Annotated in this window: 28 protein-coding genes; 14 read left to right on the forward strand and 14 right to left on the reverse strand. The window is 62.7% G+C overall.

Annotated elements, in window-relative coordinates:
* The first annotated feature begins 8 nt into the window (after positions 1-8).
* The 3 genes from AC56QP_RS28605 (at position 9) to AC56QP_RS28615 (ending at position 3,177) form a co-directional block, all read left to right on the forward strand.
* The gene (locus tag AC56QP_RS28605; protein WP_489862439.1) at positions 9-1,625 is read left to right on the forward strand and encodes a WD40 repeat domain-containing protein; all 1,617 of its coding nucleotides are present in this window, start codon (positions 9-11) and stop codon (positions 1,623-1,625) included.
* 143 nt (positions 1,626-1,768) lie between these two features.
* The gene (locus tag AC56QP_RS28610; protein ID WP_489862438.1) at positions 1,769-2,506 is read left to right on the forward strand and encodes a hypothetical protein; all 738 of its coding nucleotides are present in this window, start codon (positions 1,769-1,771) and stop codon (positions 2,504-2,506) included.
* A gap of 119 nt (positions 2,507-2,625) precedes the next feature.
* The gene (locus tag AC56QP_RS28615) at positions 2,626-3,177 is read left to right on the forward strand and encodes an isochorismatase family protein (protein ID WP_489862437.1); all 552 of its coding nucleotides are present in this window, start codon (positions 2,626-2,628) and stop codon (positions 3,175-3,177) included.
* Between the two features lie 534 nt (positions 3,178-3,711).
* Here the strand turns inward: AC56QP_RS28615 and AC56QP_RS28620 are convergent.
* From AC56QP_RS28620 to AC56QP_RS28645, 6 genes are all read right to left on the reverse strand, one after another.
* Positions 3,712-3,972 (reverse strand): hypothetical protein, encoded by a 261-nt coding sequence (locus tag AC56QP_RS28620; protein WP_489862436.1) that lies wholly within the window; start codon positions 3,970-3,972, stop codon positions 3,712-3,714.
* 76 nt (positions 3,973-4,048) lie between these two features.
* Positions 4,049-4,255 carry a hypothetical protein gene (locus tag AC56QP_RS28625; RefSeq protein ID WP_497100961.1) on the reverse strand — a complete coding sequence of 69 codons (207 nt, stop codon included), beginning with the start codon at positions 4,253-4,255 and terminating at the stop codon, positions 4,049-4,051.
* A 396-nt stretch (positions 4,256-4,651) separates the two neighbouring features.
* Positions 4,652-6,439, reverse strand: a complete 1,788-nt coding sequence (locus AC56QP_RS28630) for an ATP-dependent helicase (protein ID WP_497100960.1) — start codon at positions 6,437-6,439, stop codon at positions 4,652-4,654.
* Positions 6,421-8,037, reverse strand: a complete 1,617-nt coding sequence (locus tag AC56QP_RS28635) for an AAA family ATPase (protein WP_489862432.1) — start codon at positions 8,035-8,037, stop codon at positions 6,421-6,423. The genes AC56QP_RS28630 and AC56QP_RS28635 overlap by 19 nt, the downstream gene beginning before the upstream one ends.
* Positions 8,038-8,063: 26 nt before the next feature.
* Positions 8,064-8,204 (reverse strand): AAA family ATPase, encoded by a 141-nt coding sequence (locus AC56QP_RS28640; protein WP_489862431.1) that lies wholly within the window; start codon positions 8,202-8,204, stop codon positions 8,064-8,066.
* A gap of 77 nt (positions 8,205-8,281) precedes the next feature.
* Positions 8,282-8,488, reverse strand: coding sequence for a hypothetical protein (locus AC56QP_RS28645; RefSeq protein ID WP_489862430.1), 207 nt, complete (start codon positions 8,486-8,488; stop codon positions 8,282-8,284).
* A 137-nt stretch (positions 8,489-8,625) separates the two neighbouring features.
* Here AC56QP_RS28645 and AC56QP_RS28650 point away from each other — a divergent pair, with 137 nt between their 5' ends.
* Positions 8,626-8,886 carry a hypothetical protein gene (locus AC56QP_RS28650; protein WP_143019543.1) on the forward strand — a complete coding sequence of 87 codons (261 nt, stop codon included), beginning with the start codon at positions 8,626-8,628 and terminating at the stop codon, positions 8,884-8,886.
* A gap of 3 nt (positions 8,887-8,889) precedes the next feature.
* Positions 8,890-9,150, forward strand: coding sequence for a hypothetical protein (locus AC56QP_RS28655; protein WP_143019542.1), 261 nt, complete (start codon positions 8,890-8,892; stop codon positions 9,148-9,150).
* On the opposite strand, the gene AC56QP_RS28660 is transcribed toward AC56QP_RS28655, so the two are convergent.
* Positions 9,147-9,860 carry an SOS response-associated peptidase gene (locus tag AC56QP_RS28660; RefSeq protein WP_489862429.1) on the reverse strand — a complete coding sequence of 238 codons (714 nt, stop codon included), beginning with the start codon at positions 9,858-9,860 and terminating at the stop codon, positions 9,147-9,149. The genes AC56QP_RS28655 and AC56QP_RS28660 overlap by 4 nt on opposite strands.
* Before the next feature lie 763 nt (positions 9,861-10,623).
* On the opposite strand from AC56QP_RS28660, the gene AC56QP_RS28665 reads away from it, so the two are divergent.
* The 3 genes from AC56QP_RS28665 to AC56QP_RS28675 are packed head-to-tail and all read left to right on the forward strand — an operon-like array spanning position 10,624 to position 12,123.
* Positions 10,624-10,926, forward strand: a complete 303-nt coding sequence (locus AC56QP_RS28665) for a DUF1236 domain-containing protein (RefSeq protein ID WP_489862428.1) — start codon at positions 10,624-10,626, stop codon at positions 10,924-10,926.
* Between the two features lie 8 nt (positions 10,927-10,934).
* Positions 10,935-11,315 (forward strand): hypothetical protein, encoded by a 381-nt coding sequence (locus AC56QP_RS28670; RefSeq protein ID WP_489862427.1) that lies wholly within the window; start codon positions 10,935-10,937, stop codon positions 11,313-11,315.
* 10 nt (positions 11,316-11,325) lie between these two features.
* Positions 11,326-12,123 carry a hypothetical protein gene (locus AC56QP_RS28675; RefSeq protein ID WP_489862426.1) on the forward strand — a complete coding sequence of 266 codons (798 nt, stop codon included), beginning with the start codon at positions 11,326-11,328 and terminating at the stop codon, positions 12,121-12,123.
* 50 nt (positions 12,124-12,173) lie between these two features.
* On the opposite strand, the gene yghU is transcribed toward AC56QP_RS28675, so the two are convergent.
* On the reverse strand, positions 12,174-13,040 hold the full coding sequence (yghU, locus tag AC56QP_RS28680) for a glutathione-dependent disulfide-bond oxidoreductase (RefSeq protein ID WP_489862425.1): 867 nt from the start codon (positions 13,038-13,040) through the stop codon (positions 12,174-12,176).
* Positions 13,041-13,411: 371 nt separating this feature from the next.
* Between yghU and AC56QP_RS28685 the strand changes: the two genes are divergently transcribed.
* Together AC56QP_RS28685 and AC56QP_RS28690 are read left to right on the forward strand one after the other, a co-directional pair.
* The gene (locus AC56QP_RS28685; protein ID WP_489862424.1) at positions 13,412-14,317 is read left to right on the forward strand and encodes a S1C family serine protease; all 906 of its coding nucleotides are present in this window, start codon (positions 13,412-13,414) and stop codon (positions 14,315-14,317) included.
* A 16-nt stretch (positions 14,318-14,333) separates the two neighbouring features.
* Positions 14,334-15,308, forward strand: coding sequence for a LysR family transcriptional regulator (locus AC56QP_RS28690; RefSeq protein ID WP_489862423.1), 975 nt, complete (start codon positions 14,334-14,336; stop codon positions 15,306-15,308).
* A gap of 17 nt (positions 15,309-15,325) precedes the next feature.
* Here the strand turns inward: AC56QP_RS28690 and AC56QP_RS28695 are convergent, their stop codons facing one another.
* Positions 15,326-16,054: an SDR family oxidoreductase gene (locus AC56QP_RS28695; RefSeq protein WP_489862422.1), complete on the reverse strand. Its 729-nt coding sequence runs from the start codon at positions 16,052-16,054 to the stop codon at positions 15,326-15,328.
* A gap of 305 nt (positions 16,055-16,359) precedes the next feature.
* Here AC56QP_RS28695 and AC56QP_RS28700 point away from each other — a divergent pair, with 305 nt between their 5' ends.
* On the forward strand, positions 16,360-16,959 hold the full coding sequence (locus tag AC56QP_RS28700; protein ID WP_489862421.1) for a YdeI/OmpD-associated family protein: 600 nt from the start codon (positions 16,360-16,362) through the stop codon (positions 16,957-16,959).
* 6 nt (positions 16,960-16,965) lie between these two features.
* Here the strand turns inward: AC56QP_RS28700 and AC56QP_RS28705 are convergent, their stop codons facing one another.
* Together AC56QP_RS28705 and AC56QP_RS28710 are read right to left on the reverse strand one after the other, a co-directional pair.
* A complete protein-coding gene (locus AC56QP_RS28705) occupies positions 16,966-17,595 on the reverse strand; it encodes a glutathione S-transferase family protein (RefSeq protein WP_489862420.1) in 630 nt (209 codons plus the stop codon).
* 99 nt (positions 17,596-17,694) lie between these two features.
* Positions 17,695-18,255, reverse strand: a complete 561-nt coding sequence (locus tag AC56QP_RS28710; protein ID WP_489862419.1) for a LysE family translocator — start codon at positions 18,253-18,255, stop codon at positions 17,695-17,697.
* 222 nt (positions 18,256-18,477) lie between these two features.
* Here AC56QP_RS28710 and AC56QP_RS28715 point away from each other — a divergent pair, with 222 nt between their 5' ends.
* Complete coding sequence (locus tag AC56QP_RS28715) at positions 18,478-19,185, forward strand: SDR family NAD(P)-dependent oxidoreductase (protein WP_489862418.1); 708 nt, start codon at positions 18,478-18,480, stop codon at positions 19,183-19,185.
* A gap of 347 nt (positions 19,186-19,532) precedes the next feature.
* Positions 19,533-20,633: a transporter substrate-binding domain-containing protein gene (locus AC56QP_RS28720; RefSeq protein ID WP_489862417.1), complete on the forward strand. Its 1,101-nt coding sequence runs from the start codon at positions 19,533-19,535 to the stop codon at positions 20,631-20,633.
* Positions 20,634-20,734: 101 nt separating this feature from the next.
* On the opposite strand, the gene AC56QP_RS28725 is transcribed toward AC56QP_RS28720, so the two are convergent.
* Both AC56QP_RS28725 and AC56QP_RS28730 read right to left on the reverse strand, forming a co-directional pair.
* Positions 20,735-21,016, reverse strand: a complete 282-nt coding sequence (locus AC56QP_RS28725; protein WP_489862416.1) for a hypothetical protein — start codon at positions 21,014-21,016, stop codon at positions 20,735-20,737.
* A gap of 33 nt (positions 21,017-21,049) precedes the next feature.
* Positions 21,050-21,337, reverse strand: a complete 288-nt coding sequence (locus AC56QP_RS28730; protein WP_489862415.1) for a hypothetical protein — start codon at positions 21,335-21,337, stop codon at positions 21,050-21,052.
* Between the two features lie 410 nt (positions 21,338-21,747).
* Between AC56QP_RS28730 and AC56QP_RS28735 the strand changes: the two genes are divergently transcribed.
* Positions 21,748-23,370, forward strand: coding sequence for an ABC-F family ATP-binding cassette domain-containing protein (locus tag AC56QP_RS28735; RefSeq protein ID WP_489862414.1), 1,623 nt, complete (start codon positions 21,748-21,750; stop codon positions 23,368-23,370).
* 84 nt (positions 23,371-23,454) lie between these two features.
* Here AC56QP_RS28735 and AC56QP_RS28740 read toward each other — a convergent pair whose 3' ends face one another.
* Entirely contained in the window at positions 23,455-23,895 is a 441-nt protein-coding gene (locus tag AC56QP_RS28740) for a lipid-binding SYLF domain-containing protein (RefSeq protein WP_489862413.1), read from the reverse strand.
* Positions 23,896-23,988 lie beyond the last annotated feature (93 nt).

A 23,988-nucleotide genomic window follows, 5' to 3' on the forward strand; every position in this document is an offset into this window, starting at 1 on the left:
GGGGCGCGATGGACAGGTTGGCTGAGCGGCTGTTTGCGCTTCCCCTGCTGGCGGCTTCCCTGGCTTGTCTGGTTCGCGCCTATCTGCTCATGGGCGGCAGGGATTTCGCTTGGGGCGGGGTCGTCCGTATGCTGCGTGGTCCGGCCACATTGTGGCCGGTGGTGTTCCTGGCGCTGGGCTCTCTCTGCCTGCTTGGCGCCTTGTTGTTCTGGGCTGGACTGTTGCCCGGCCGGCCGGGCCGTCCCACCGGGACGCCACTTTTTGGCCGCGACGCCGAGATCGATCCCAAGGGCCGTCCGGGCTTGCGGCGCGCCTTCCTTGTCCTGCCGGTGATTGCCGTGCTGACGCTCATGGCCGATCAGGTCCTGTGGCGGGGGCAAGGTTCGGGCAGCGAGGTGGCCTCGCCAAGCCAACCCAAGGCCAACGAACCAAAAACCCCCGAACCTAAGGGCAGTGAGCCCAAGGAGCAGGATGTCGCCAGCGCGCCACCGGCACCGGAGCCGGCAGCCCCGCCAATAGCCTCGCCGCCAGCGTCGCCACCCGTGCCTGCTGCACCGCCCGCTTCGCCACCGGAGGCCGCCAACCCGCCGGCGGCACCGGTGCCACCGCCGCCCGCGATCGTGCCGCCGCCGCCCGCTGCCCCGGCACCGCCGGAGGTCGCGGTCATTCCGCCGCCCACCGTGGCGCCCTTGCCGCCACCGCCGCCGGCCGCTCCGACGCTGCCCGACGGCCATCGTGACGCCGTCGTCTGGCTATCGGTGGCGCCCGACGGGCGCTCGATCCTCAGCGCCAGCACCGACCATGTGATCAAGCTGTGGGACATCGGCGGCAAGCATCTGATCCGCAACCTCGGCGTCCACAAGGACATGGCGCGCACCGCGCTCTACATGCCCGACGGCCTGCGCGCGCTGACGGGGGGTGACGATGGCGAGATCGTGCTGCGCCAGCTTTCCGACGGCGCGGTGCTGCATGTCTTCCAGTCCGGCGGCAATGGCGGCGTCAACAAGCTCGCCATCACGCCGGATGGCAAGCGCGCCGTCAGCGGACACGATACCGGCAACGTCATCGTCTGGGACCTCGCCAACAACGCCGTGCTGCACGTACTGACCGGGCATGACTGGTCGATCAGCGCGGTGGCCGTCTCGCCCGACGGCACCCGCGCGGTTTCAGGGAGCATCGACGGCACGTTGAAACTCTGGGATATCGAGAGCGGCAGGCAAGTGCGCAGCTGGCACGGCCATGAGCAGGGCACTTATGGCGCCGTGTTCACCGCCGACGGGCATCATCTGATCACCGGCAGCGGCGACCTGACGATCAAGGTCTGGGATCTCGACAGCGGCCGCGAGGTGAAGCGCTTCGAGGGCCACGAGGGCACGGTCTACACGCTGGCGCTGTCGGCCGACGGAAGGCGGCTGCTGTCGGGCTCGCTCGACGGCACCGCACGGCTGTGGGACATGGAAACCGGCAACCAGATCGCCATGTTCGACAGCCAGACCGGCCCGATCTACGCGGTGGCCTTCGCCGCCGACGGCACCGTGCTGACCAGCGGCTACGACCGCACTATTCGCGACTGGCCGGCCACCGGCGGCGACGGCGTGGTGCTGTTTGCCGGGGCGCCGGGATGAGCGGTGCCTGCGTCATGAGCGGCAGTATCGGATGACAGAGCGGCGCTAGTCTGCCAAGTTGGGTCGACAAGGCTGAGCAAGTTGTGTGAGTAATGCTCAGGAGGGGTTTTGTTGTGTATGGGTCGGCTCCGCTGAGCGCTCAATTGCGTTCGAGATTGTTGCAGGTCATCGGGGTGTTTGGCGCCCTGGCGTGCCTGATCGAGGGCTGCGCGAATCCGCGCATCATTGAAAGCGCCGTGCCGACGGCTCCTCCGGCCGAGGCCCAGCAATCCTGCACCGCGCAATGGCATGCCCGAGGCCATACGACCCAGGCCGAGGCACAGGCATTCGCCAGGAAATGCCTCCATGCGCAAGGCGCGCTGGAAAAGCAATTCGACAACAAGACCGTAACCCGCAAGGTGACGGCGCTGATCGATGCCGATCAGCCGTTGACCGCCCTCGAACCATCCGACGTCGCCATCTTTTGTCCGGGCTATTTGCTGCAAGGCAGGCAAGGGCGCGCGGTTTTCTGGCGCACGTTGATTGCCAACCTGGCCGGCGCGGAATCCGTCAACAACAGCGCGGCTGCCTTTTGGGAAGCGGACCAGGACCAGTACTCCATCGGGCTGCTGCAGCTCTCGTTGGCCGACGAGGGGAGATACCGATGCGGTTTCAAGTCGGAGGTCGACATCACCGATCCTGACCGCAATCTCGCCTGCGGCATCAAGGTCGTGACGATGCTTGTCAGGGCGGACGGCATGATCGGCGGCGGCGCTGGCCACGAGATGAAAGGCGCCGGCGCCTACTGGCAGAACCTTCGCCAGCCATCCGAAGTGCGCAACCGGCTGATCAACGCCACCAAGGCGGTCGCGGAGTGCAAGCCGGACCCCCGAAACGCCTAGAGCGGTCGGAAACCGTTGCGCACTTTTCCCGGAATTGCTCTGCATGCGAATAGGGATCGACAGCCTGCGTCGAGCGGTTTTATCTTTGACCACTAACCCCCAAGGCAATCTTCGCAGCCATGTCAGCAAACATACCTTCCGCCACCGCGCCGCTTGTCGTCATCGATCTCCAGACCGGCATGTTCGACGGCGTGCACGAGCCGCCGATCCATGATGCGCCGGGTATCGTCGAGCGCACGCGGGCGGTGATCGACTGGGCGCGGCGCGGTGGGCGCAAGGTCGCTTTTATCAGGCATGACGGACCGGCGGGCGACCCGCTGGCGCCAGGCGAACCGGGCTGGCCGGTGTGGCCCGCGCTTGGCCAGGCCGAAGGGGAGCCGACCTTTGCCAAATCCGTGCGCGATGCCTTCAGCAATCCCGCTTTTGCCGACTGGGTGGCCGGGCAGGGCGCCGGCGCGGTCGTGCTCCTCGGCGCGCAGACCGATTTTTGCGTGGCGGCGACCGTCAAGGGCGCGCTGGCCAGGGGGCTCGGCGTGACCGTGGTTTCCGATGCCCACAGCACGCTGGACAGCGCCAGCGAGAGCGCGCCGCAGATCATCGCGCGCCACAATGCCGGCTTCGCGGGGGACGGTGTCGATCTGGTGACGACGAAGGCGCTGGTCGGCGGCTGAAGCCAGGGGGCAGGATGATAACGCCAAGCGCTTCCTGCCGTGGTCGACACGGACGGGGGGGCGCATTGTTGGGGTGAGCTTGGCGCCCGCGTCGACCAGGGCGGCTCCTCGCCGCAACAAAAGCATCGCATATTGCCCGCCGAAAGAAACTTCCGCGAAAGCGGAATAGGCCGGGCTGAAATACGCAATCCGCGTCGGTCCATCAGGATGGTGGCGCGTTGACCGCATCGCCGAGCGAGCGCGAACTTCAGGAAAAATGGCCCGGCGGCCAGGTGCAAGGGCAGGCACGCCGGGCCCAGCCGGCTTCTGGCGGTCGCCGACCGACTTTTATATTCGCAATCTCTAATGTTTAGAGCAAGGCGGCGCCGAACCTCTCCTGGGGATAAAGGCGTCTAGTCCTCAGAAGCCGGCCGCTCCCGTCACCATCAACACCAGCATGACGACCGCCGCGCTCCAGACGGCGGCCGTTGCCAGGGTTGTTGCGTTTGGACGAATTCTGCGATGGGCCCTGGGCGGCGGCGATTTTGGCATCGCTCAGTAGCGGCGCAATTCGCAGACGCGCACCTTCTCGATGACCCAGTGATGATGGCGCCAATGCTTCCTCACCTTCACGAAGCAATGGCGATTATGATGCCTGCGCCAATGATGATCGCGCCAGCGATTGTCGCGCCAGTGGTGCCGGCCCATATTGCCATTGTCCGTCGTGATGACCAGGCTTGCGGCTTGCGCCGGAGCGACGATGACCGGGGACACGACGGAGATCGCGACAAGTGCCGAAAGAATAAAGTTTTTCACAGTGGATATCCTCCGTTATTAGCATTTGCTCATGTCAATTCGAAAGGCGGCTAAATGTTCCGCCGGCCCTGCGGGATCAGTTCGCCGCCCTCCGGTCGGCCGCCTGAAACGATCGGGCGGGCGGGGAAGACAGTGCGCGTTGATCCGATGGCTGCTCGTTCAGGTAGAGCGAGCCCCCCAGAACAAGGAACACGGTGCCCACCGCCAACAGTCCCGCCATCAGCACGGCAATCGCCGTGTCCGGCCCGCGGCCTGTCTTGACGATGGTGGATCGATGGGGCATCGCGCTTTCCTCCCGAAATGGGTCCGGCGGCGCCGGAGACCTCGCAGCAAACGACAAGCGTGGCCGGATGTTCCATTGGCTGGCTCCAGTCCCGCCGCGTCGGGCTATTGCGTTTTCGCATCGGACCAAGGTCTGAGGTGCCGGCCGCAAAGGTCCGAAGGCCCTGTTCGGTTCCGGCAATGTCCATTGGACGTTCCGTTATTTTAGTCAAAACTGATATAATGGTGTGACCCGGTCGTCATGCCGTTGTCCATCGATCCCCAGGGCCGAGGCCTGCCCCGCAGTCTCATGGCAGCCGGCGCGGCCAGCTCAAAATGATTGACCAAAAGGTCGAAGCCGCGACGGCCTAATGGGCCAAGATGCGGATGTGGGCTGCCAAAACGTCTCGCTTTCCAGTTACCGCTGAAACAACCCTATCCCGCCGGAGCCCAGGAAGGGACTAGGAGGGTTCCCGAACCGGTCGGGGGCAGATACATACATTAGCACACGCTCAGCCCTTGTCAGGCCAACGTAAAGAAGTCGTTTGTCCTCATCGATCGATGCGGGTGTACGGCTGTAGTAATGGGGGTATTTTCCATTGGTGACGTCAATGATGGCTACACCTTTGTATTCCCGTCCTTTTGCATGGTGTATAGTTGAAAGGCGTAGTGCCCTATCAGGGCTCGCAAACAACCCGAGGTCTTCGACACTCAAGTTCCGTAGGTCCACATTTTGCCGCACGATGTCGGCCTTCATTTCTTGAGCTGAGGCATAGAACATTCCTGCTTGGGTTTCGTCGACAAACCCAAGCTCTCGAAGCACCTCACCCGTGGCGACACTCATCTGGTCTAAAAAGACAGATGCCGAACCGTTCTCGGCAGAAGATCGCGCCTGTTTTAGAAGTCGCACAATGGCAAGTCGGCCATCGGTCGAAGAAATATTCAGCCGTGCGTCGCCTGTGGTATCGCGAACTGCGTGAAATAGGGCGCGTTCGACTTGGCGAAGGGTGTCTGCCGACGGGTCAACAACAGCTCCGCAAAGTTGTTCAGCAAGGGATGCGAATAGTCGCGAGCGTTTATACGGCCTTGCTCCAGGGCCAACAACGGGTATGCCCGCATCCCGAAGTCCTCTCGCTAGCGGTATTAGGGGGCCCCATTCGCGGCAGAGAATAGTCGCCTTACCGAAGGCAATCCCCGCGTCAGCCAACGCCGGGAGAAACCTCTCGGTAATCGCAGCGAAGTTTGAACGGTCCCGAACGAGGATGGGTTCGATTGTGGTTGTACGTTCGGCTCCCTCAGCGGTCATAGGGGGGACTCGCGGAAAGAGGCGATTGGCTTGCGCGACTATCGGAGTACTGGAGCGATAGTTGGCAGAAAGAGACAGATCGGAACGCGCGTCGATATGCTTGCCAAAGGGGCTTACTAACTCCGGGCGTGCGCCCGCAAATCCAAAAATGGATTGCGCGAGATCGCCGACGATAAAGAAGCTAGACAGGCCAACAGAGTTAATAAGTTTCAGTATCTCAATCTGAAGCTCGCTAGTGTCCTGAAATTCGTCAACCAAAAACCATTTATACTTTGCCCCAAGCGCCCGACCAATCATCGCATGGTCACGTATCAATTCGTACGCCTCATAGACTATTGCACCGAAATCAATGTAGCCGAGTTCCCGACATCGCTCCCAAAAGTGTGGGGCGGCACGGCTCACGGCCTCGTTTTGAGCGGCGATGCCAATGAGCTTTCCTTGTGCATTCAGCGCGATTGACTCAAACGCCTCGTAGTCTTTACTTTGGAGGTTGAAGAAATTAACCTTTCCTGCCGCATGTCGAGCGATAACCTCGAACTGAGGGTCTTCTCTGGTTAACACCTTTCGATCCGCCAAGAATCCTGGTTTTAGCCAGCCGAACGGCCGGATGATCTCGTTCAGACAGAATGAGTGGATTGTTGAAACAAGAACGTTTTGTTCGTCTCCCGGAGAAAGCTGTTCCAGCGCACGATGCTCAATTTCCTCTACCGCAGTGTTCGTGTAGGTGATGCAGCAAATAGCGCGAGGTGATCCACGCAAATCCTCGAGTTCGTGGACGAGCTTCGCAATTAGCGTGCGCGTTTTACCGCTACCCGGACACGCTGCCAGAAGTACGTTGCCGCCTGAGACAACCGCATCTCTTTGCTGATCAGAAAGAGGTTTTAGTTTCTCAGCAGCCACGAAACAGCCTTTTCGATGTACGGTGGTACATGGGCGTCATCATCCAAATGTCGCGCGAAAATCTGCGCGAACCTAGCCTTGCCGAAGCGTTTTGCAGTGCGGAGAACCAAGTCCTTAAGGTCCGGTGGTATCTCTCCGCCGGACCTTAGCTGACCCACTATAGCGTTGCGCATTTTAGGCGCCCCCAGTGTTATCGCCGTCTTAAGAAGTATAGGAAGGTTATCTGGATAGACAAGCTCGCGCTCAAAGGTCGATTCGCCGAGAAATACTTTTACAAAATCCCCCTGCAGTGCCATCAGATTGAGTTTTTCAGGAGCATCTCCGTCAAGTTCGTTTATTTCATCTTGATTTAGATCCGCATCCGCTACGATAGCACATGGTTTGGGCATACTCGTTTCGCTGAACAGTTTCGTGTAGGCAGCGAAATGAGCTCCATGGATAGCCAGAACTGAAATGCCATTGCGCTCAAGATCAATGTCGAGGGCAGCCTTTACCAGGGGAGGGATCAGAAGCAGCTCAGCTGCTCCCTCGACCAACATAATCCGCTTTGCGAACAGTAGGTTGGATTTTGTGGCATCGAGATATCGTTCCAGATCCTGTGTCTCAGCGGCGGTAAGGTTGCCGCCTTTGGATGGGACGCTGGCTAATGGGGATTTTCCTGGGCGGCTAGTTATGATGACGAACGACGAGAGCGACGCCTTGGAGGTCACCTGCGTACTGTGGGTGGTCATTATGGTCTGAAATGGCATTTCCACAAGCGACTGAATCAGAGTGTTCTGTAGTTGAGGATGCAGATGAGCTTCTGGTTCTTCGATAAGGATGAGTTCCCCGGCGGAATGGCCTTTGGTTGCTCGTTGTCGGAAATGTTCTACCAAGATCGCAATGTAGAGAATGTTGTTCAGTCCAAGCCCGTTTCGGCGTGGTTCAAACTGCCTGACCAAATCATTTGTCAGAAGGACGATCAGGTTGCGTACTATCGACTGAAACGTCGGCGAGGAAAGCCCGAGGTCAATGTCCAACCCAAAGGCAGGCCCTGTGATTTCGTTGAACGAGGTATTGATCGAACCGGCTACTGCTTTAATCGCGGGTGAACTCTCGATGCTATCGTTGGCTGCCTTCACGATGGCCACAAGTGAATCTTGCTCGGACCTGCTAATTCCTATGGAGTCAATAAGGCGCGCAAGCGGGGATCGACGGCTTTGCTGCAGATCGCTTTCAACGTCGCGAAGCGCTGGGAGGAAAACAACCTGATAGGTCTGGAGGTTCTGTAACTGAAAGCTAGTAGCCCCAAGAGTCGAGAGATCATCATCCCATTCAATATCAGCTAGATCGACTTTCGGATTTCCTGAACCTGCCATTTCCCAGCTAAAATCATCAAGCGTGAGGTTTAGGTCGATCCCTTTAGCGAGGGCCTCGCGTACTGTTCGCTTGGGTCTAAATCGGTAGAACAGGCGCGCGCGGTCCGGCTCGATTTGTGTACCAAGAAGCAAAGCCTCTTCATTCTCATTGCCCGCAAAGCCCGCAAACTCTACGCCAATAAAAACATGAAATGGCTTGGCTTGGTCCACCTGGCTGAAAATGTCTTCCTTAAGGAGCATGCGGTATGAAGACGGCAAACCTACGTCTAAACAAATTCGCAATGCGTGAATGAAGTTGGATTCCCCACATTGTTCTCGCCGATAACGACTGTCGGTTGGGCTGAGAGTGGCACATCCACATTCTCCAACGACCGGAAGTTCTTTATTACGACACGACTTATGTGCATTTTGCCGACTCTCCCAAGAGATCAGTATATCTTGAGAAAATCGACATGGGAAAGCTAACTTAGGGCCAACCATGGAGTTATCCGATGACAACGGGCGTCATCTGGACCCGATCTTCACGGTCACGCCCCTCCACCGCATCCAGCCTTTTCTGCAGATGCCCGTTCAGCACGATCATCTCCTTCAGCGCCTTCACCGCGTCGCCCTTGTGCTGGGCGATGAATTTGTCGGCGACGGCTTGAAGGGCGGCTTCCTGGCGGCTGTCCAGCGTTACGATGTGGGCCATTTCGGCACCTCCTGATGTCTGGTGGGGGTAGTGAACAAAAACGGAACAAAACTGTCAAGCGCGAATTGACTTGGCGAGGAATGCGTTCCTATTTGTCAGGAGGTGGGGCGGTTGCTCGCAAGCCGAGGAGAGCCGCGATGGGCAGACGGAAGAGCCGCTATGACAGATTGTTTGCAAGCGATGCGGAGGCGATCCTGCGGGATGCGCTGCGCCTGCGCACCACGGTGCTTGCGGCGCAGCTGAACCTCAAGGCCAATGGAGAGCTGTTCTGGCACCTGTCGGGGCTGACCGACAAGCTGCATGCGGTGATGGGAATAGTCGCGGAAAAGGAGCCCGATTTCCGCACGGCGTGGCTTGGCCTGCTGCCGCTGCCCGAGGACTATTCCACCCGGAAATGAGCCATGGCCGGACCAATGGACAGCGTCGGTCGGGCCGCCAAGGCCAACATGCTGCTTGTCGTCGAGTGCGGCCATTGCTGGCATGTCGGCCGCTTTCGCGCCAATGACGTGGCCAAGGTGGTGGGCTGGAACAAACCGCTGGAAGCCATTCGCTTCCGCTGCAAGCGCTGCAGCCGCAAGGATGCAACGGTGAAGACCCAGTTCATCGACCAGGACCATCCGCCGAAGGGCTATATCTGGGTGCTGCAGAAGGCGAGGGGTTAAAACAGCGAACCCTGCACCGGTGGCGGCGGAGCCTGTGGCGGGAACTTGATCTGCGTGGCGGGCTTGTCGACAATCACCAGTGCGTCGTCGGGCGCGGTGCGCTGCAGGTGCCTTGCCTGCGACCACGGCGCGGTCAGCCAGGTCTCGGTTTCCTCCGGCGTGGTCAGGATGACCGGCATGGCCTTTTCGTGGATCGGCGCGATCAGCGCGTTGGGCTTCGTGGTCAGGAAGCCGTAGAGCTCGAAGTCGCCCGGGCCGTCCTTGACCTTGCGCACGCCTTGCCAGCGCGTCCACAGGCCAGCGAAGAAGAACAGCGGCTTCTCCTTGTTCAAGGCGAACCAGACATTGCGCTGGATACCGGTCTCGGGGTCCTTGTCACCGGGTGTCGGCGAGGGCTCGGCGAAGCTGGTCACCGGCACCAAGCAGCGGTTCTCGATGCCGACATATTGCTGCCAGTGGCCATATTGCGGGTTGCGGATGTTGGTGGTGCCGTAGTCGGCCTTGCCCTTCACCCGCTCGATCGGCGTCGGCATGCCCCACAGAAGGTTGGCCAGTTCGCGCTGCCCGTCCGGCGCGTTGCGCGCGACCGGGCCGGGCTGGTTGGGATAGATATCGATCGAGGGTTCTAGGTTGCCCAGGATGTCGCGCAGCGCGCGCGTCCACTGGCGGATCGCCTCCTGGCTGGTGGTGAGATTGTAGAGGTTGCACATCTCAAGCCCTTCCCCGATGCCCGCGCATCTTGTGGGAAAGGGCCGGCAATTTCCAGCCGTCGCTCGCGTCTCGTCGAGTCGGTCTTGGCAGCGTGTCCTGGCGCGTCAGACGGGTAGACATGGCAACGCCCGACGGTAAATTAGCAGCCTGCAAGCGCGGTCCCTACCAGCCCATCCACTCGCGCGTGCGCCAGGCAAGGCCGGCAAACGGCGCCATCAACGCGATCACGACAAACATCAGCGTGAAGGGATGCCTGGTCACTGGGGGTCGAGGAGCCATCTGGTCGTCATCCTTGCTGGTGATTTTTGCCACAACGTCATCGAGATCACATGGTTGCATGCCGACCAGACCGCATTTCATGCGGGGGCAGACTGGCGCCAGCGATGGTGGAACCAAGCCGCGACCCTTGCGTTTTTCGATCGCGACCCGCGAGGCTGCCACCTCCATCGGGCGCCGTTGAAGGCTCGCCCTGCTCCCGGCGGGGCGGGCCTTTTTCGTATTCCGGAGAGGCACGCGTTCACCTCTGGGGGTACTCGCCCATGCGACGCTATTAATATGTCTGCTTTTAGATTGAAATTTATCCACAGCTTTCGAAGCATATATCGCGACAGATGCGCCATTGACTCGAATGGTTTTAAATAAGTGAACCTCTCTGCGGCCTGTTAAACAAACATTTATTTCACAATTTGAGATGGAACCTCCATGGATCGATCGAGTTTCCACACAGGGCGGTTCTTCAGATAGCCCTTTATGGAGATTATCATGAAACATTATCTTTCGAGTACAGCGGCCGCGATCCTTCTGATGAGCGGCATTGGTGCAGCGGTGGCGCAAGACGTCGTCGTCGTCCAGCCGGAACAGGAGACGGTCGTTCGCGAATACGTCAAGAAGCAGCCGCTGGCATCGGTGAACCTTCTGGGCGTGGAGCTCAAGCTCGGCTCGCCGGTACCGGACACCGTTGAATTGCGCGAGGTGCCCAACGTCAAGTACCGCGTCGCCGTCATCAACGACCAGACTGTCCTGGTGGATCCCGAGACCCATCAGATCGTCGAAGTCCTGAACTGATTGATGGCTTGACGCCGGGGGCGGGAGTTGCCCGCTTCCACGCCAGGCTGGCCTTGGGAAAAGCCCGTCACGACTTCGCGTCGGTGGCGGGCTTTCGTTTTAGGGCCGGCCTTTCCGTCGCCTACTGGGCGGCGGCCGCCATGCGTCTTCGTTTCGAAGTCGCCGCGTCGCGGTGCTGCCGCGGTTGGGATGACCAGGTCGCCGAAGGCACGGTCGACCACGTCCCGCGCTCGACAGAGGGGCGCGCCAGCGGCCGCATGCATTGGGCTGGAAAATCGGCCCGCCAAGGTGCAGGGTGTGGCCATGCGGGACATTCGCGCGCCGGCTTCCGCGCCGAAGCCGGCACCGATGCATCGCATGTGCGGCCGGCCTTTGCGCGGAAGACCTGAAAGCCCTTCGATGACCATTCAGCCAGTCGAGACGAGTGTTCGCGACAACGCGCCCCGCATCATGCTTTTGCTTGGCAGTGCGCCCGACGCGGTGCGTTGCGAGCCGTGGCCGAAGCAGGCCTTCAGCAGGATCGTCGCCATCAACAATGCCTGGCGCGTGCGCCCCGACTGGGATTTCCTCGTCCATGCCGGCGATTTCCCATCGGAGCGGCTGCCGCACGATGCGACCTTGCGGCAGGCTCGGATATTCAGCGCCACGCAGTATGTTCCGGCGCAGAACGCCTTCGGCGGCTTCGTCTATGCCGGCGCCACGATGGCGCTGACCGCCGCCTACTGGACCATTCACAGCCAGAAGCCCGATGTGCTGGCATTCCTGGGCTGCGACATGATCTACGACCGGCCGGACAAGACACATTTCTACGGCATCGGCCGGCCAGATCCATTGCGCGACGACGTCACGCTGCGCAACCTCGAGGCCAAGTCGGCGCGCCTGCTCGTGCAGGCGCTGAAGCACGGCTGCCTGTGCATCAACCTGTCGGACCTGCCGCGCAGCCGGCTGGTCTTTCCCAGGCTCGCCTTCGACGCGCTTGGCGGCCTTTCGCTGGCGCGGATTGCCGAAATGAAGGCGGAAATCCTTGGCAACATCCGGCTCGACAAGGCCGAAAAGGCCGAGGAGATCGAGAAGGACCTCGGCTATTTCTACGAGGACGGCATGTACTGGAACCATCTCGACGAGATCGACGAGACGTTCCTTGCCGACATCGACCGGCTATGGATATCGGCCGTCGAGAGGGAGCAGGTGGGCTGAAGCGGTCAACCTCCCCCGCAGGGGAGGGAGGTTGACGCGTTTCGGCCGGGTTACTCGGCCGCCAGCTTGTCCTGCGTCTTCGTGTCGAAGTCGCTGGCGTCGTGGCGCTCGTGCAGTTGCAGGGCCGGTTCGCCAAAGGCGCGGTTGACCATGCGGCCGCGCTTGACAGCCGGGCGGGCGTCGATCGCCCGCGCCCAGCGCTGCACGTGCTTGTAGTCCTGCACGGACAGGAATTCGCCGGCATCATTGTACATGCGGCCAAGCGCCAGCCCGCCATACCAGGGCCACACCGCCATGTCGGCGATCGTGTAGTCCTTGCCCCCGAGATATTCGGTCTCGGCTAGGCGACGGTCGAGCACGTCCATCTGGCGCTTCACCTCCATCGAGAAGCGGTCGATGGCATATTCGAACTTTTCCGGCGCATAGGCGTAGAAATGGCCGAAGCCGCCGCCCAGATACGGCGCCGAACCCATCTGCCAGAACAGCCAGGACAGGACTTCGGCGCGGGCCGGCTGTTCGGTGGGCAGGAATTCGCCGAACTTCTCGGCGAGGTAGACGAGGATCGAGCCGGATTCGAAGACGCGGACCGGCGTCTTGCCGCTGCGGTCCATCAGTGCGGGAATCTTGGAGTTTGGGTTGACCTCGACGAAGCCGCTGCCGAACTGGTCGCCATCGTTGATCCGGATCAGCCAGGCGTCGTATTCGGCGCCCTTGTGGCCGCGCGCCAGCAGCTCCTCGAGCATGACCGTCACCTTGACGCCGTTTGGCGTCGCCAGCGAATAGAGCTGCAGCGGGTGCTTGCCGACCGGCAGTTCCTTGTCATGCGTCGGCCCGGCGATCGGCCGGTTGATGCTGGCGAAGGCGCCGCCATTTGCCTTGTTCCAGGTCCATACTTTCGGCGGGGTGTACTCGGTCATCTCGGAGCCTCGTGTCTTGGGGAAAGGAAGGGGCGGTCCATCTACAACTAGGGCTGCAAACGAGAAAGTTCAACTTGTGTTGAACTATTGTTTATGTCGGCGCCGCCCCTCATTGCCCTGCCGGGCATTTCTCCCCGTAAAGTGACGGGGAGAAAGACGCCGTCGCCACCGATTTCGCCAACTGTTGGCATTGCAGATAGGGCGCCGAAGACCGCGACAGCCTCCCCTTCTCCCCGTCACTATACGGGGAGAAGGTGCCGGCAGGCGGATGAGGGGCAGCACAAACCTAAAAGACAGTGCCTTCGCCCTCGGCTCTTGCACCATCCCCGGCGTGGCATACCTATAGAAACACCACGTACCAGGAAGACAGAATGACCATCACTCCCAATCCGCGCTCCGTCGTCGCCGTCCGGGCCACCGTTCCCGATGATGCGTTCACCGCCAGCGCCCTCGGCACGCTCCGGGAAGGCAGCGGGGTCGTCATCCGTGACGACGGGCTGGTGCTGACCATCGGCTATCTCATCACCGAAGCGGAAGAGGTCTGGCTGACCAGCCAGGACGGCCGCGTCATCCCCGCGCACGCGCTGGCCTACGACCAGGAATCGGGCTTCGGCCTGGTGCAGGCGCTGGCGCCGCTCGGCCTGCCGGCCGTGGCGCTGGGCGATGCCGGCAAGGCCAAGGTCGGTGACGCCGTCGTGCTTGCCGACGGCGTCGGCCGCTCGGTCCAGTCCAGGATCGTCACCAAGCAGGAATTCGCCGGTTATTGGGAGTATCTGCTCGACGAGGCAATCTTCATCGCGCCGGCGCATCCGTCCTGGGGCGGTGCCGGGCTGTTCGGCGCCGATGGTTCGCTGCTCGGCATCGGGTCGCTGCGCCTGCAGATGAGCCGCAACGGCGAAGTGGCCGATATCAACATGGTGGTGCCGATCGATCTGTTGCCGCCCATTCTCGACGATCTCCTGACCCGCGGCCAGGTGGCCAAGCCGCCGCGCCCGTGGCTCGGCGCCCTGTCGGCCGAAAGCGATGGCAAGGTGGTGGTGATGAGCGTGACCGAAGGCGGCCCGGCGGCAAAAGCCGGCCTGCGCCAGGGCGACGTCATCTCCGACATCCGCGACGGCGCGGTCGACGGGCTCGCCGATTTCTATCGCAAACTGTGGGAAAGCGGCTCGGCCGGCGCCGAAATCCCGATGCGGGTGGTGCGCGACGGCCGCGAAACCTGGCTGCGGGTCAAGTCCGCCGACCGCGGCAGTTTCCTGAAAAAGCCGCAGCTGCAATAGGCGCGTCGGCCCGTCGATGCATCCAAGACTGCTCAAGACCTTCCTGGCGGTGGCGCGCAGCCGCAACATCACCCGCGCCGCCGAGGCGGTGCACCTTGCCCAGTCAAGCGTCAGCGACCAGGTCCAGATGCTCGAGGCCGAGCTTGGCACGGCCCTGTTCACGCGCGCGAAAACGGGCCTGGAGCTGACGCCGGCGGGGCTGGCGCTGAAGCCCATCGCCGAAGACCTGCTGCGGCTCGATGGCGAGGCGCGCACTGCCGTGCAGGCGGCGGCCGGGCAGATGAAGGGAATGCTGACCATCGGCGCGCTGGAGACGATCGCCTCGGCCCGGCTGGCGCCCTGGCTGCCAGGGTTCCAGGCCAGCCATCCCGACATCACTGTGCGGATGAAAGTGACCGACAGCGGCACGCTGCTGCGCCAGCTCGAGGACGGCGACGTCGATGTCGCCTTCTGCTTCGATCGTCGCGGCTTTGCGAAGGGCGCGTCCGATGAACGCCTCGCCAGGCGCACCATCGTGGCCGAACCGCTGGTACTGGTCGCGGCTCCGGGGCAGGGCACCGCGCCAGGCGGCCTTGCCGCGCTTGCCACACTGCGCTTCGTGGCGACCGAGCCCGGATGCATCTACCGGCACATGTTCGACAGCGCCTTTGCCGAGGCGGGTTTCGACGCGCCAAAACTTGCCGCCGAAGTCGGCAGCATCAGCGCCATAGCGCGGCTGGTGGCTGCCGGCGCGGGCCTCGGCCTCGTTCCACGCCTTGCCGTCACCGATGCGCTGGCGCGCGGCGACATCGTCGAACTGCCGTGGCCCGGCCAGGCGCAGACCGCGCCGCTGACGATGATCTGGCGGCGCCGGCGCGTTCAGCCGCCGGCGCTCCGGCAATTGCTTGCCGCCGTGCGCGAGACGCTGGCGCCGGTCCCCTCACGCTTCGAGGCGAGTTCAGGACTTGAATCGGCCGATCGTTCCAAGGCCTTGTTTGCAAACAACTCCTGACGGAAAACCGACGCCGCCTAGACCAGGCGATGTCCGCCTTCGACATGCAGGGTCGTTCCCGTCGTGAACCCGTTGCCGATCAGGAAGAGGATGGCGTCGGCGATATCATCGGGTTGGCCGATCCGCCCGACCGGCAGCCGCTCGGCCATCGCACCAAGCGTCTCGTCTTTCCTGTCGCCGGCAACCTTCGCCCAGATCGTGGTGTCGACCCAGCCGGGCGACACGGCATTGACGCGGATCGGCGCCAGTTCCACCGCCAGCGCCCGCACCAGTCCTTCGAGTGCGGCATTGACCGCGGCGACCACCGAGCCGCGCGCGGTCGGCCGGTAGGCGGCGATACCGGAGACGAAGGTCATCGAGCCGGTGACGCCAAGCAGCGGCGCGCCGTGCTTGGCGAGCAGCAGCGGGCCGTAGAGTTTGCTCTCGACCACGCGTTGCGCCGCCTTGAGTTCAAGCGCCGGCAGCAGCTGGTAGGCGCCGTCGATGTCGGCGGCGGTGCTGACGATGTGGTCGAGCCCGCCGATCCCAGCGAAAAGTGCTATGACCTCGTCCTCACGGGTGATGTCGATAGCGGTTACCTCCAGGCCGGCGGGATTGCCAAGCGCCTCGCGAGCCTGTTGCAGCCTGTCCTTGCCGCGTCCGGCGATGATGGTCTCGGCACCGGCTTCCACGCAGCGCCTGGCCAACGCCAGACCCATGCCGGAGCCGCCACCGACGATCAGGATTTTCTGGTTCGAGATGTTCATATCCGCTCTGCCTCTGTTTGGATGGACAAGGGCAGGGATTGGCAGTTCGGTATGCTGACGGGAAACGGAAGAAACCGATGGTGTTATCGGAGATGCCGATGGTGGCGCGGTGAGGGATGGAAGCTTGGCCAAGTTGCGCGAAGGAACGCCGTACGCGCCGACAAGTTTGCTGACGCAAACTGACAGGGACCCATGCCAAGATGCCGGCCGATGACGATGGCCGCGATTCTGGCGGCTGAAGCGACAGGGAAAGCGGGAGACAAGGTGATCCGAGCCGCAACAGCACTGAACGGGCAGGCCGGCTGATGGCGCCCGTCAAGGTCGACCCGGACAAGGTCAGGGAATTCCCGGACCCGGCCAGCTTCCATGCCTGGCTCACCAAGCATCACGCCACCGAAACCGAAGTGTGGATCAAGGTGCACAAGGTCGGGTCGGGGCTGAAGTCGATCACGCCCAAGGAAGCCATCGACGTCGTGCTGTGCTTCGGCTGGATCGACGCGGTGCGCAAGGGGCTCGACGACAACAGCTTCCTGCAGCGCTACACGCCGCGCGGCAAGAAGAGCATCTGGAGCCAGATCAACATCGACAATGTCGCGCGGCTGGTCGCGGAGGGCCGCATGACCGAGCATGGGCTGAGGGAGGTCGAGGCGGCCAAGGCGGACGGGCGATGGGCGCGCGCCTATGGCAGCGGCAAGGCGATGAAGATCCCCGACGACCTGCAGGCGGCCATCGACGCAGAACCGGCAGCCAAAGAAATGCTGGGCAAGCTCAGCGCGCAGAACCGCTTCGCGCTCGCCTTCCGCACGCACAACATGAAGACCGAGGCCGGGCGCAAGAAGAAGATCGAGACCTTCGTCGCGATGCTGAAGCGCGGCGAGACGATCCATCCGCAGGGCAAGAAATAGGGCCCTTCAGGCGCCCGAGTGCGGATCGATGCTGTATGGGTGCACCGGGTAACCAGGACCGATGGCGTCGCGCACGCGGTCAGCCCATGCAACGAATGCCGGGTAGTCCGAGAGACGGAAGCCGCAATCCTCGGCGCGATGGCTGTAGGCATAGACAGCGATATCGGCGATCGTGAAGTCGTTGCCGATGAGAAACGGCGTTTCGCCGAGGCTGCGATCCAGGGCGGCGAGTGTGCGAACGCCGGCTTCGCGCTTGCCCGCAACCATGCCCTGGTTGCGCTCGAGCCGTCCGGTCAGCGCCCAAAAGCGCAGCGAGCCGATGACCGGCTCGACATTGTATTGTTCGAAGAACAGCCACTGCATGACCTTTGCGCGCCGATAGCGGTCCGCCGGCAAAAAGGGCGTCCCTTCAGCGAGGTAGGTGAGGATCGCATTGGATTCGGAGATGGCGCTCCCGTCTTCGAGCTGAAGCATGGGGACCGCACCGGCCGGATTGAGTTCAAGGAAGGCGTCAGTGTGGCTTTCGCCCTCGAAGATCGAGACGATGCGACTGTCATACGGGATGTCGAGCAGCCCGAGCAGGACCCGCACCTTCCAGCCATTCTGCGATGGCAAATAATCATGGAGCGTGAGCATGGCCCGTCCTTCCGCCGCTGTGGGGATAGCGTCGCATGCGGCCTCGCCACTCGCCACCCGATTCCTGCGCCGGGCATCCGGCGCCGGTCCGAGGCGGCGCTACAGGCTGCTGCCGGCAAGGATGATGCCGAAGCCGGCAAGGCAGATGGCGCTGGCTCGGCGCAGCGACCGCTGGCTGAGCAGGTTTGAACCGTTGCGGCGGACCACCAGACCAACGGCGATCCACGCCGCTCCGGCAACAGCGACCAGCGCGGCGATGGTGGCCAGAAACTGGGCTGTCATGCCTTCGCTCTGTACCAGCAGCGCGACGATCATCGCCTTGGGGTTGATCAGCGTGGTGACGAAAACCTGCCTCACCGTGACCAGCCGGACCTCGGCGCCGTCGTCCTTCGTGGTCCAGACGCTGTAGGCGAGCCAGAGCAGCCACAACACCGCACAGATCCTTACGCCGGTCCGCAGTTCGACCTGGTTCGCGGCCGGGATCAGGGCGGCAAGCGCCGCGACCGCCAGGATGATCGCCATATAGGCAAGCACGACCGCCGCCAGCATCGGCACCGTGCGCCGCACTCCGGACGAAACGGCCGAAAAGGCCAGAAGGATGTTGGTTGGTCCGGGCGTCAGCAGCAGCCCGCCCAGTGCCAGCAGATCAAGGTCGAGCATCCGAGGCCCCGCATCGTGTCAATCGGCCGGGACTGTTAGCGGCAGCGGCGCCAGGAGTCGAGTTGACACGCTGCCGCTGCGCGCGCCCAATTCATGCACTGCATCGAACAAGGATTGCCATTCCCGCGCCCTAATCAATCTATCCAGCTCGTGCGATTGTTGCGCGTGGTTGCGGTCCGCGGGAGCGGACGGGACCGGGCAAGACCCAAAGGGAGCCGCGTGATGACCGGGCAGACAGCGCATTCGGGCAAGGTCGCCCTCGTCACCGGCGCCAATCGCGGCATCGGCCTGGAAACCGGGCGCCAGCTGGCAAAACTCGGCTTCGCCGTGCTGCTTGGTGTGCGTGATCTCGCCAAGGGCGAGGTGGCGGCGAAAGGACTTGATGGTCAGGTCGAGGCCGTCCAGTTCGATGTCGCGGCACCTGACGCGGCATCGCTGGCGGCCACTGAAGTGCGGCGCCGGTTCGGTCGTCTCGACGTGCTGATCAACAACGCCGCCATCCACTATGACACCGGCGCACGGGCGCTGCGGCCGGACTGGATGGTGATCCGCGAAGCGTTCGAGACCAATGTGTTCGGCGCCTGGCGGGCGGCGTCCGCCTTTGCGCCGCTGCTGAAGGCCAGTGGCCATGGCAGGCTGGTCAACGTTTCCTCCGAGGGCGGCTCGCTGGCCTCGATGGGGGCAGGGGCGCCGGCCTATTCGACGTCGAAGGCGACGCTCAACGCGCTGACCTGCGTGCTGGCGGCGGAACTGCGCGGCACCGGCGTGCTGGTCAACGCCGTCTGTCCGGGCTGGGTCGCCACCGATATGGGCGGACCGGGCGGACGCCCGGTCGCGCAAGGGGCGGCAGGGGTCGTCTGGGCCGCGACTTTACCGGACGATGGCCCGACCGGCGGCTTCTTCCGGGACGGCAAAAGGCTGCCGTGGTGAGCAGCGATCCTGCCCAGGAGGAGGCGAAGATGAAGATCGGAATTCTCGCGCACGGGCATGATCGGCGGCACGGTCCGTCGGCTCTGGGCCGAGGCCGGGCACCGGCGTCTTCGACCGCAATATGAGCGGGCCGCAAGTTCGGGCGGCGCTTCGCGTCGCTCGAGGCGGTTCAACATCTGAATCGTGAAATTGCTCTAACTGCTTGTTTTTAGCCAAGTCGTAGCCTGGGCCGTCGTGCGTCGAGCGGTGGGCGTCGACATCGCCGATGGACGAAGCACGGCACGGCGACTATTTTTCGAAGGCCGCGATGATCGAGCGGCAGAACTGGTCGCTGGGAGCCGTTGCCGGTGAGAAGAGTTGCTTCGTGGACGATGGCACTGGTTGCCATTGTCGTCGTGGCGTGTGTCGGGGCTGGCGCCACGGTCGCTCAGACTTCCCCCGACCTGTCTTCGAAGGAGATTTCGGTCGGGATAAAGGCCGCGCCGCCTTTCGCCTTCAAACTGCAGGACGGCAGTTGGTCCGGACTGAGCATCGACCTCTGGCAGAAAATAACCGGGCGGCTCAACCTTCGTTTCCGTTATGTCGAGGTGCCGACCGTGCAGGACCAGATCGATGGCGTCGTCAGCGGCAAGTTCGATGCGGCGATGGCCGCGATCACCGTCACGGCCGACCGCGAAAAGGCCGTCGACTTCACGCAACCCTTTTTCTCGACCGGGCTCGGCATCGCGACACCGCTCAACAATCAACCGTCATGGCGGCCGGTGATGAATGCACTGACGTCGTTCGGTTTCCTGCAGGCGGTGCTGGCGCTGATCGTCATATCGGTCGTTGTCGGCGTTTTGATCTGGCTGTTCGAACGTCGCCACAACGATGATTTCGGCGGCGGCGTCGCCAAGGGCCTGTTTTCCAGCATGTGGTGGTCGACCATCGCCGCGACGCAGGCCAGCACCGGCGACTTCGGCCCGCGAACCGTGCCGGGACGCGTGCTCGCCGCGATCTGGATGATGGGATCGATCATTGTGATTGCGGTGTTTACCGCGGGCGTCACATCGGTCCTGACCGTAACGCAGATGGAAGGGATGGTGCAGGGCGAAGGCGACCTCGCCACGGTCAGGGTCGGCAACGTGCGGGATTCGTCGACGGCTTCCTATCTGGATTCGACGCATGTCCGCCATCAAGGCTTCGCCTCGATCCAGGAGGGTCTCGACGCGCTACGCGCGGGCAAGATCGACGCGCTGGTTCACGACAAGCCGCTGCTCGGCTGGCTCGTTGGGCAGAACTACGCGACGAGCCTGCAGGTTCTCGACGCGACCTTCGACCAGCAGCAATATGCCATCGCGCTGCCGCTCGGCAGTCCGTTGCGCAGGCCTCTCGATGTCGCCTTGCTGCAGACCGTCGAAAGCGACTGGTGGAAGCAGGCCGTTTTCCAGTATCTGGGTGAAAAGTAGCCCGACAGGGCTTGATCCCCAGGGGCTGCGCGCAAGAAAAAAGCCGTCCTCGCTTTTGCGAGGGCGGCCTTTTTCCGGAAGGAAGTCAGGAAGAGAGGCGATCAATAAGCCTTGGCATGCTTGTTGCCGTGCTTCTTGCCGGTGTGCTTGTGGGTGTGCTTCTTCACGTGCTTGCGGTGCTTCTTGACGTGCTTGACATGCTTCTTGACGTGCTTGTGCGCGGCGGCCTGGACCGGTTTGTTGACGGCAGCGGACGCCGCCGGGGCGGCGCTCGACGCGGCCGTGGTGGTCGCGGCCGCGTTGGCAGTGCTGGCGCCGACTAGCGGCATGGCGAGGCCGAGGGCAATGGCCAGGGCGAGCGCGGAGAGGAGGGGCTTGTTCATGATAGGCATTCCTTCAGGGGTTGATGGTTGCTGTCACTGGTTCAGATCGACCGGTGTGACTCCAAGAAGTCTCAAGGCGTTGGCCAAGGTCCGGATGCCTTGTGCCTGCTTGCGCTCGGCACAAAACCGGTTCGCCTTGTTCTGGAGTGCCGTTGCCTCGGCGATCTCTGTCGCATTGGCACCGGGGCTTGCTTTGGTTTCGATGGCCTCGTCGAGTTGAAGACTGAGCCGGCTGCAATATTCGCTTCGGGTCACCGCCGCTTCCGCACCCGACTGTGCGACCGCAAACATGGCGAGCGAAATGCCGATCAGGGCACCCATCCATCCGGTCGAACGTCGTTGCATCTCTCGGGACCATCCCTTTGCGTTGTGCGGCGACCCGCTTCGGCCGCCGCGGGATGGTTATGACACGCGATTTTTTCGCCAGTTTTTCCGGACTGTTGAATCTTGTTTCTGGAGTGTGTCTGGCAGGCGATCTTCCTTCTCCCCTTGTGGGAGAAGGTGGCCGAGCGAAGCTCGGTCGGATGAGGGGTGTTCCAGGGAAAACCAGCGTCTCATTCCGTCCAGCACCCCTCAACCGTCTCAGCGCTGCGCGCCGATCCACTTTCCCCCACAGGGGGAGAAGGAAGAGCGCCGCGCCTGCTGCGGCGCTTGCACCTCTTCCTCTGGCGCTCGCCATCGCGTATGGCCCCGGGGAAAATCCTCCCAAGTTCCAATTCCCCGGAAACCGCATGATCAGACTCGAAAGCATCAGCAAGCAGAACGGCCGTCAGCTTGTCTTCATCGAGGCGTCGGCCGCCCTGCAGAAGGGCGAGAAGGTCGGCCTTGTCGGCCCCAACGGCGCCGGCAAGACGACGCTGTTTCGCATGATCACCGGACAGGAGCAGCCGGACGAAGGCCAGGTGCAGGTCGATCGCGGCGTCACCATCGGCTATTTCAGCCAGGATGTCGGCGACATGGAGGGCCATAGCGCTGTGGCCGAAGTGATGAACGGCGCCGGACCGGTCAGCGAAGTCGCGGCCGAAATGGCGGCACTCGAGGCGGCCATGGCCGATCCCGACCAGGCCGACCAGATGGACGAGATCATCGAGAAATACGGCGAGGCGCAGCACCGTTTCGAGGAACTCGACGGCTATGCGCTGGACGGCCGTGCGCGCGAGGTGCTCGACGGGCTCGGCTTCAGCCAGGAGATGATGGACGGCGATGTCGGCAAATTGTCCGGCGGCTGGAAGATGCGCGTGGCGCTGGCGCGCATCCTGCTCATGCGCCCCGATGTCATGCTGCTCGACGAGCCGAGCAACCATCTCGACCTCGAAAGCCTGATCTGGCTGGAATCCTTCCTGAAGGGCTATGACGGCGCGCTGCTGATGACCTCGCACGACCGCGAGTTCATGAACCGCATCGTCAACAAGGTGGTCGAGATCGACGCCGGTTCGCTGACCGCCTATTCCGGCAATTACGAATTCTACCAGCAGCAGCGGGCGATCGCCGACAAGCAGCAGCAGGCGCAGTTCGAGCGCCAGCAGGCGATGCTGGCCAAGGAGATCGCCTTCATCGAGCGCTTCAAGGCGCGCGCCTCGCACGCCGCCCAGGTGCAGAGCCGGGTGAAGAAGCTCGACAAGATCGACCGCGTCGAGCCGCCCAAGCGGCGTCAGATCGTGAATTTCGAATTCCAGCCGGCGCCGCGCTGCGGCGAGGATGTCGTCACCTTGAAGAACGTGCACAAGGCCTATGGCAGCCGCACCATCTATGAGGGGCTCGACTTCCAGGTCCGCCGCCGCGAGCGCTGGTGCATCATGGGCGTCAACGGCGCCGGCAAGTCGACGCTGCTGAAGCTGGTGGCCGGCGCTTCCGACCCGGACAACGGCACGGTCGCGCGAGGCCCGAGCGTCAAGATGGGCTATTTCGCCCAGCACGCCATGGAGCTGCTGGAAGGCGAGCGCACCGTGTTCCAGACGCTGGAGGACGCGTTTCCCCAGGCTGGCCAGGCGCCGCTTCGGGCACTCGCCGGCTGCTTCGGCTTTTCCGGCGACGAGATCGAGAAGAAATGCCGGGTGCTGTCAGGCGGTGAAAAGGCGCGGCTGGTGATGGCGCTGATGCTGTTCGACCCGCCCAACCTTCTGGTGCTGGACGAGCCGACCAACCACCTCGACATCGCCACCAAGCAGATGCTGATCGAGGCGCTGTCGCAATATGAAGGCACAATGCTGTTCGTCTCGCACGACCGGCATTTTCTGGCCGCCCTCTCCAACCGCGTGCTGGAGCTGACGCCCGAAGGCATCCACACCTATGGTGGCGGCTATACGGAATATGTGGAGAGGACGGGGCAGGAAGCGCCGGGCTTGAGGAGCTGAACGAAGGGGCGGTGTCGACTCGAAGCCGGCACCGCCCCTTGAATATCGTCCGTGTGTGAATATCGTCCGTGTGGAATGATGGCCTTAGTCGAACGAGATCGCCATGCCGCTGAGGTCTGCGTTGACCTGCAGACCGACCTGCTTGCCTGACAATTCGAGCTGGGCGCCCTTGTCGTTGGTCATGATGATCACCTGGGCTCCCTTGCCGATCGTGCCGCCGCCGCCGGCCGCTCCGTAGACCCCGGTCACGTCGCGGGCCCGGCGGATGTGGCGCACGGTGCCGCGGAAGTATGTCTTGGAAACACCGAAAGCCAGGCCTCCGGACACGGCGCCGACCGAGATCGGGTAGCTCTTGCCATGAAAGGTGAAGGTGCCTTTTCCGCCGGAGCCGCCGACGAAGAAGGCCGCCTTGTAGACGGCGAAGCGGATCGTGCCGCTGTCGGCATGCGCGGCGCTGGCGACGCTGACTGCCCCGGCGGCGATGACGGCAAGCGAGACGGAACGAATTGTGGACGAAATATTCATGATGGGAGCTCCTGGAGGTCGCCGCTTACCCGGCCGGGCTTGCCAGCGTCATATGAAAGTTACAACTGAACAGTCTCGCCCGTCATTGGTTCC

The sequence above is a fragment of the Mesorhizobium sp. RCAM 05104 genome (assembly GCF_059683645.1).

Bases quoted from the DNA above. Each gene is read 5' to 3' on its own strand.
- AC56QP_RS28605 (WP_489862439.1), top strand. From the start codon at position 9: ATGGACAGGTTGGCTGAGCGGCTGTTTGCGCTTCCCCTGCTGGCGGCT.
- AC56QP_RS28615 (WP_489862437.1), top strand. From the start codon at position 2,626: ATGTCAGCAAACATACCTTCCGCCACCGCGCCGCTTGTCGTCATCGAT.
- AC56QP_RS28625 (WP_497100961.1), bottom strand. From the start codon at position 4,255: ATGCCCCATCGATCCACCATCGTCAAGACAGGCCGCGGGCCGGACACG.
- AC56QP_RS28635 (WP_489862432.1), bottom strand. From the start codon at position 8,037: ATGCTCCTTAAGGAAGACATTTTCAGCCAGGTGGACCAAGCCAAGCCA.
- AC56QP_RS28640 (WP_489862431.1), bottom strand. From the start codon at position 8,204: ATGCACATAAGTCGTGTCGTAATAAAGAACTTCCGGTCGTTGGAGAAT.
- AC56QP_RS28645 (WP_489862430.1), bottom strand. From the start codon at position 8,488: ATGGCCCACATCGTAACGCTGGACAGCCGCCAGGAAGCCGCCCTTCAA.
- AC56QP_RS28650 (WP_143019543.1), top strand. From the start codon at position 8,626: ATGGGCAGACGGAAGAGCCGCTATGACAGATTGTTTGCAAGCGATGCG.
- AC56QP_RS28655 (WP_143019542.1), top strand. From the start codon at position 8,890: ATGGCCGGACCAATGGACAGCGTCGGTCGGGCCGCCAAGGCCAACATG.
- AC56QP_RS28660 (WP_489862429.1), bottom strand. From the start codon at position 9,860: ATGTGCAACCTCTACAATCTCACCACCAGCCAGGAGGCGATCCGCCAG.
- AC56QP_RS28665 (WP_489862428.1), top strand. From the start codon at position 10,624: ATGAAACATTATCTTTCGAGTACAGCGGCCGCGATCCTTCTGATGAGC.
- AC56QP_RS28675 (WP_489862426.1), top strand. From the start codon at position 11,326: ATGACCATTCAGCCAGTCGAGACGAGTGTTCGCGACAACGCGCCCCGC.
- yghU (WP_489862425.1), bottom strand. From the start codon at position 13,040: ATGACCGAGTACACCCCGCCGAAAGTATGGACCTGGAACAAGGCAAAT.
- AC56QP_RS28685 (WP_489862424.1), top strand. From the start codon at position 13,412: ATGACCATCACTCCCAATCCGCGCTCCGTCGTCGCCGTCCGGGCCACC.
- AC56QP_RS28690 (WP_489862423.1), top strand. From the start codon at position 14,334: ATGCATCCAAGACTGCTCAAGACCTTCCTGGCGGTGGCGCGCAGCCGC.
- AC56QP_RS28695 (WP_489862422.1), bottom strand. From the start codon at position 16,054: ATGAACATCTCGAACCAGAAAATCCTGATCGTCGGTGGCGGCTCCGGC.
- AC56QP_RS28700 (WP_489862421.1), top strand. From the start codon at position 16,360: ATGGCGCCCGTCAAGGTCGACCCGGACAAGGTCAGGGAATTCCCGGAC.
- AC56QP_RS28705 (WP_489862420.1), bottom strand. From the start codon at position 17,595: ATGCTCACGCTCCATGATTATTTGCCATCGCAGAATGGCTGGAAGGTG.
- AC56QP_RS28710 (WP_489862419.1), bottom strand. From the start codon at position 18,255: ATGCTCGACCTTGATCTGCTGGCACTGGGCGGGCTGCTGCTGACGCCC.
- AC56QP_RS28715 (WP_489862418.1), top strand. From the start codon at position 18,478: ATGACCGGGCAGACAGCGCATTCGGGCAAGGTCGCCCTCGTCACCGGC.
- AC56QP_RS28725 (WP_489862416.1), bottom strand. From the start codon at position 21,016: ATGAACAAGCCCCTCCTCTCCGCGCTCGCCCTGGCCATTGCCCTCGGC.
- AC56QP_RS28730 (WP_489862415.1), bottom strand. From the start codon at position 21,337: ATGGGTGCCCTGATCGGCATTTCGCTCGCCATGTTTGCGGTCGCACAG.
- AC56QP_RS28735 (WP_489862414.1), top strand. From the start codon at position 21,748: ATGATCAGACTCGAAAGCATCAGCAAGCAGAACGGCCGTCAGCTTGTC.
- AC56QP_RS28740 (WP_489862413.1), bottom strand. From the start codon at position 23,895: ATGAATATTTCGTCCACAATTCGTTCCGTCTCGCTTGCCGTCATCGCC.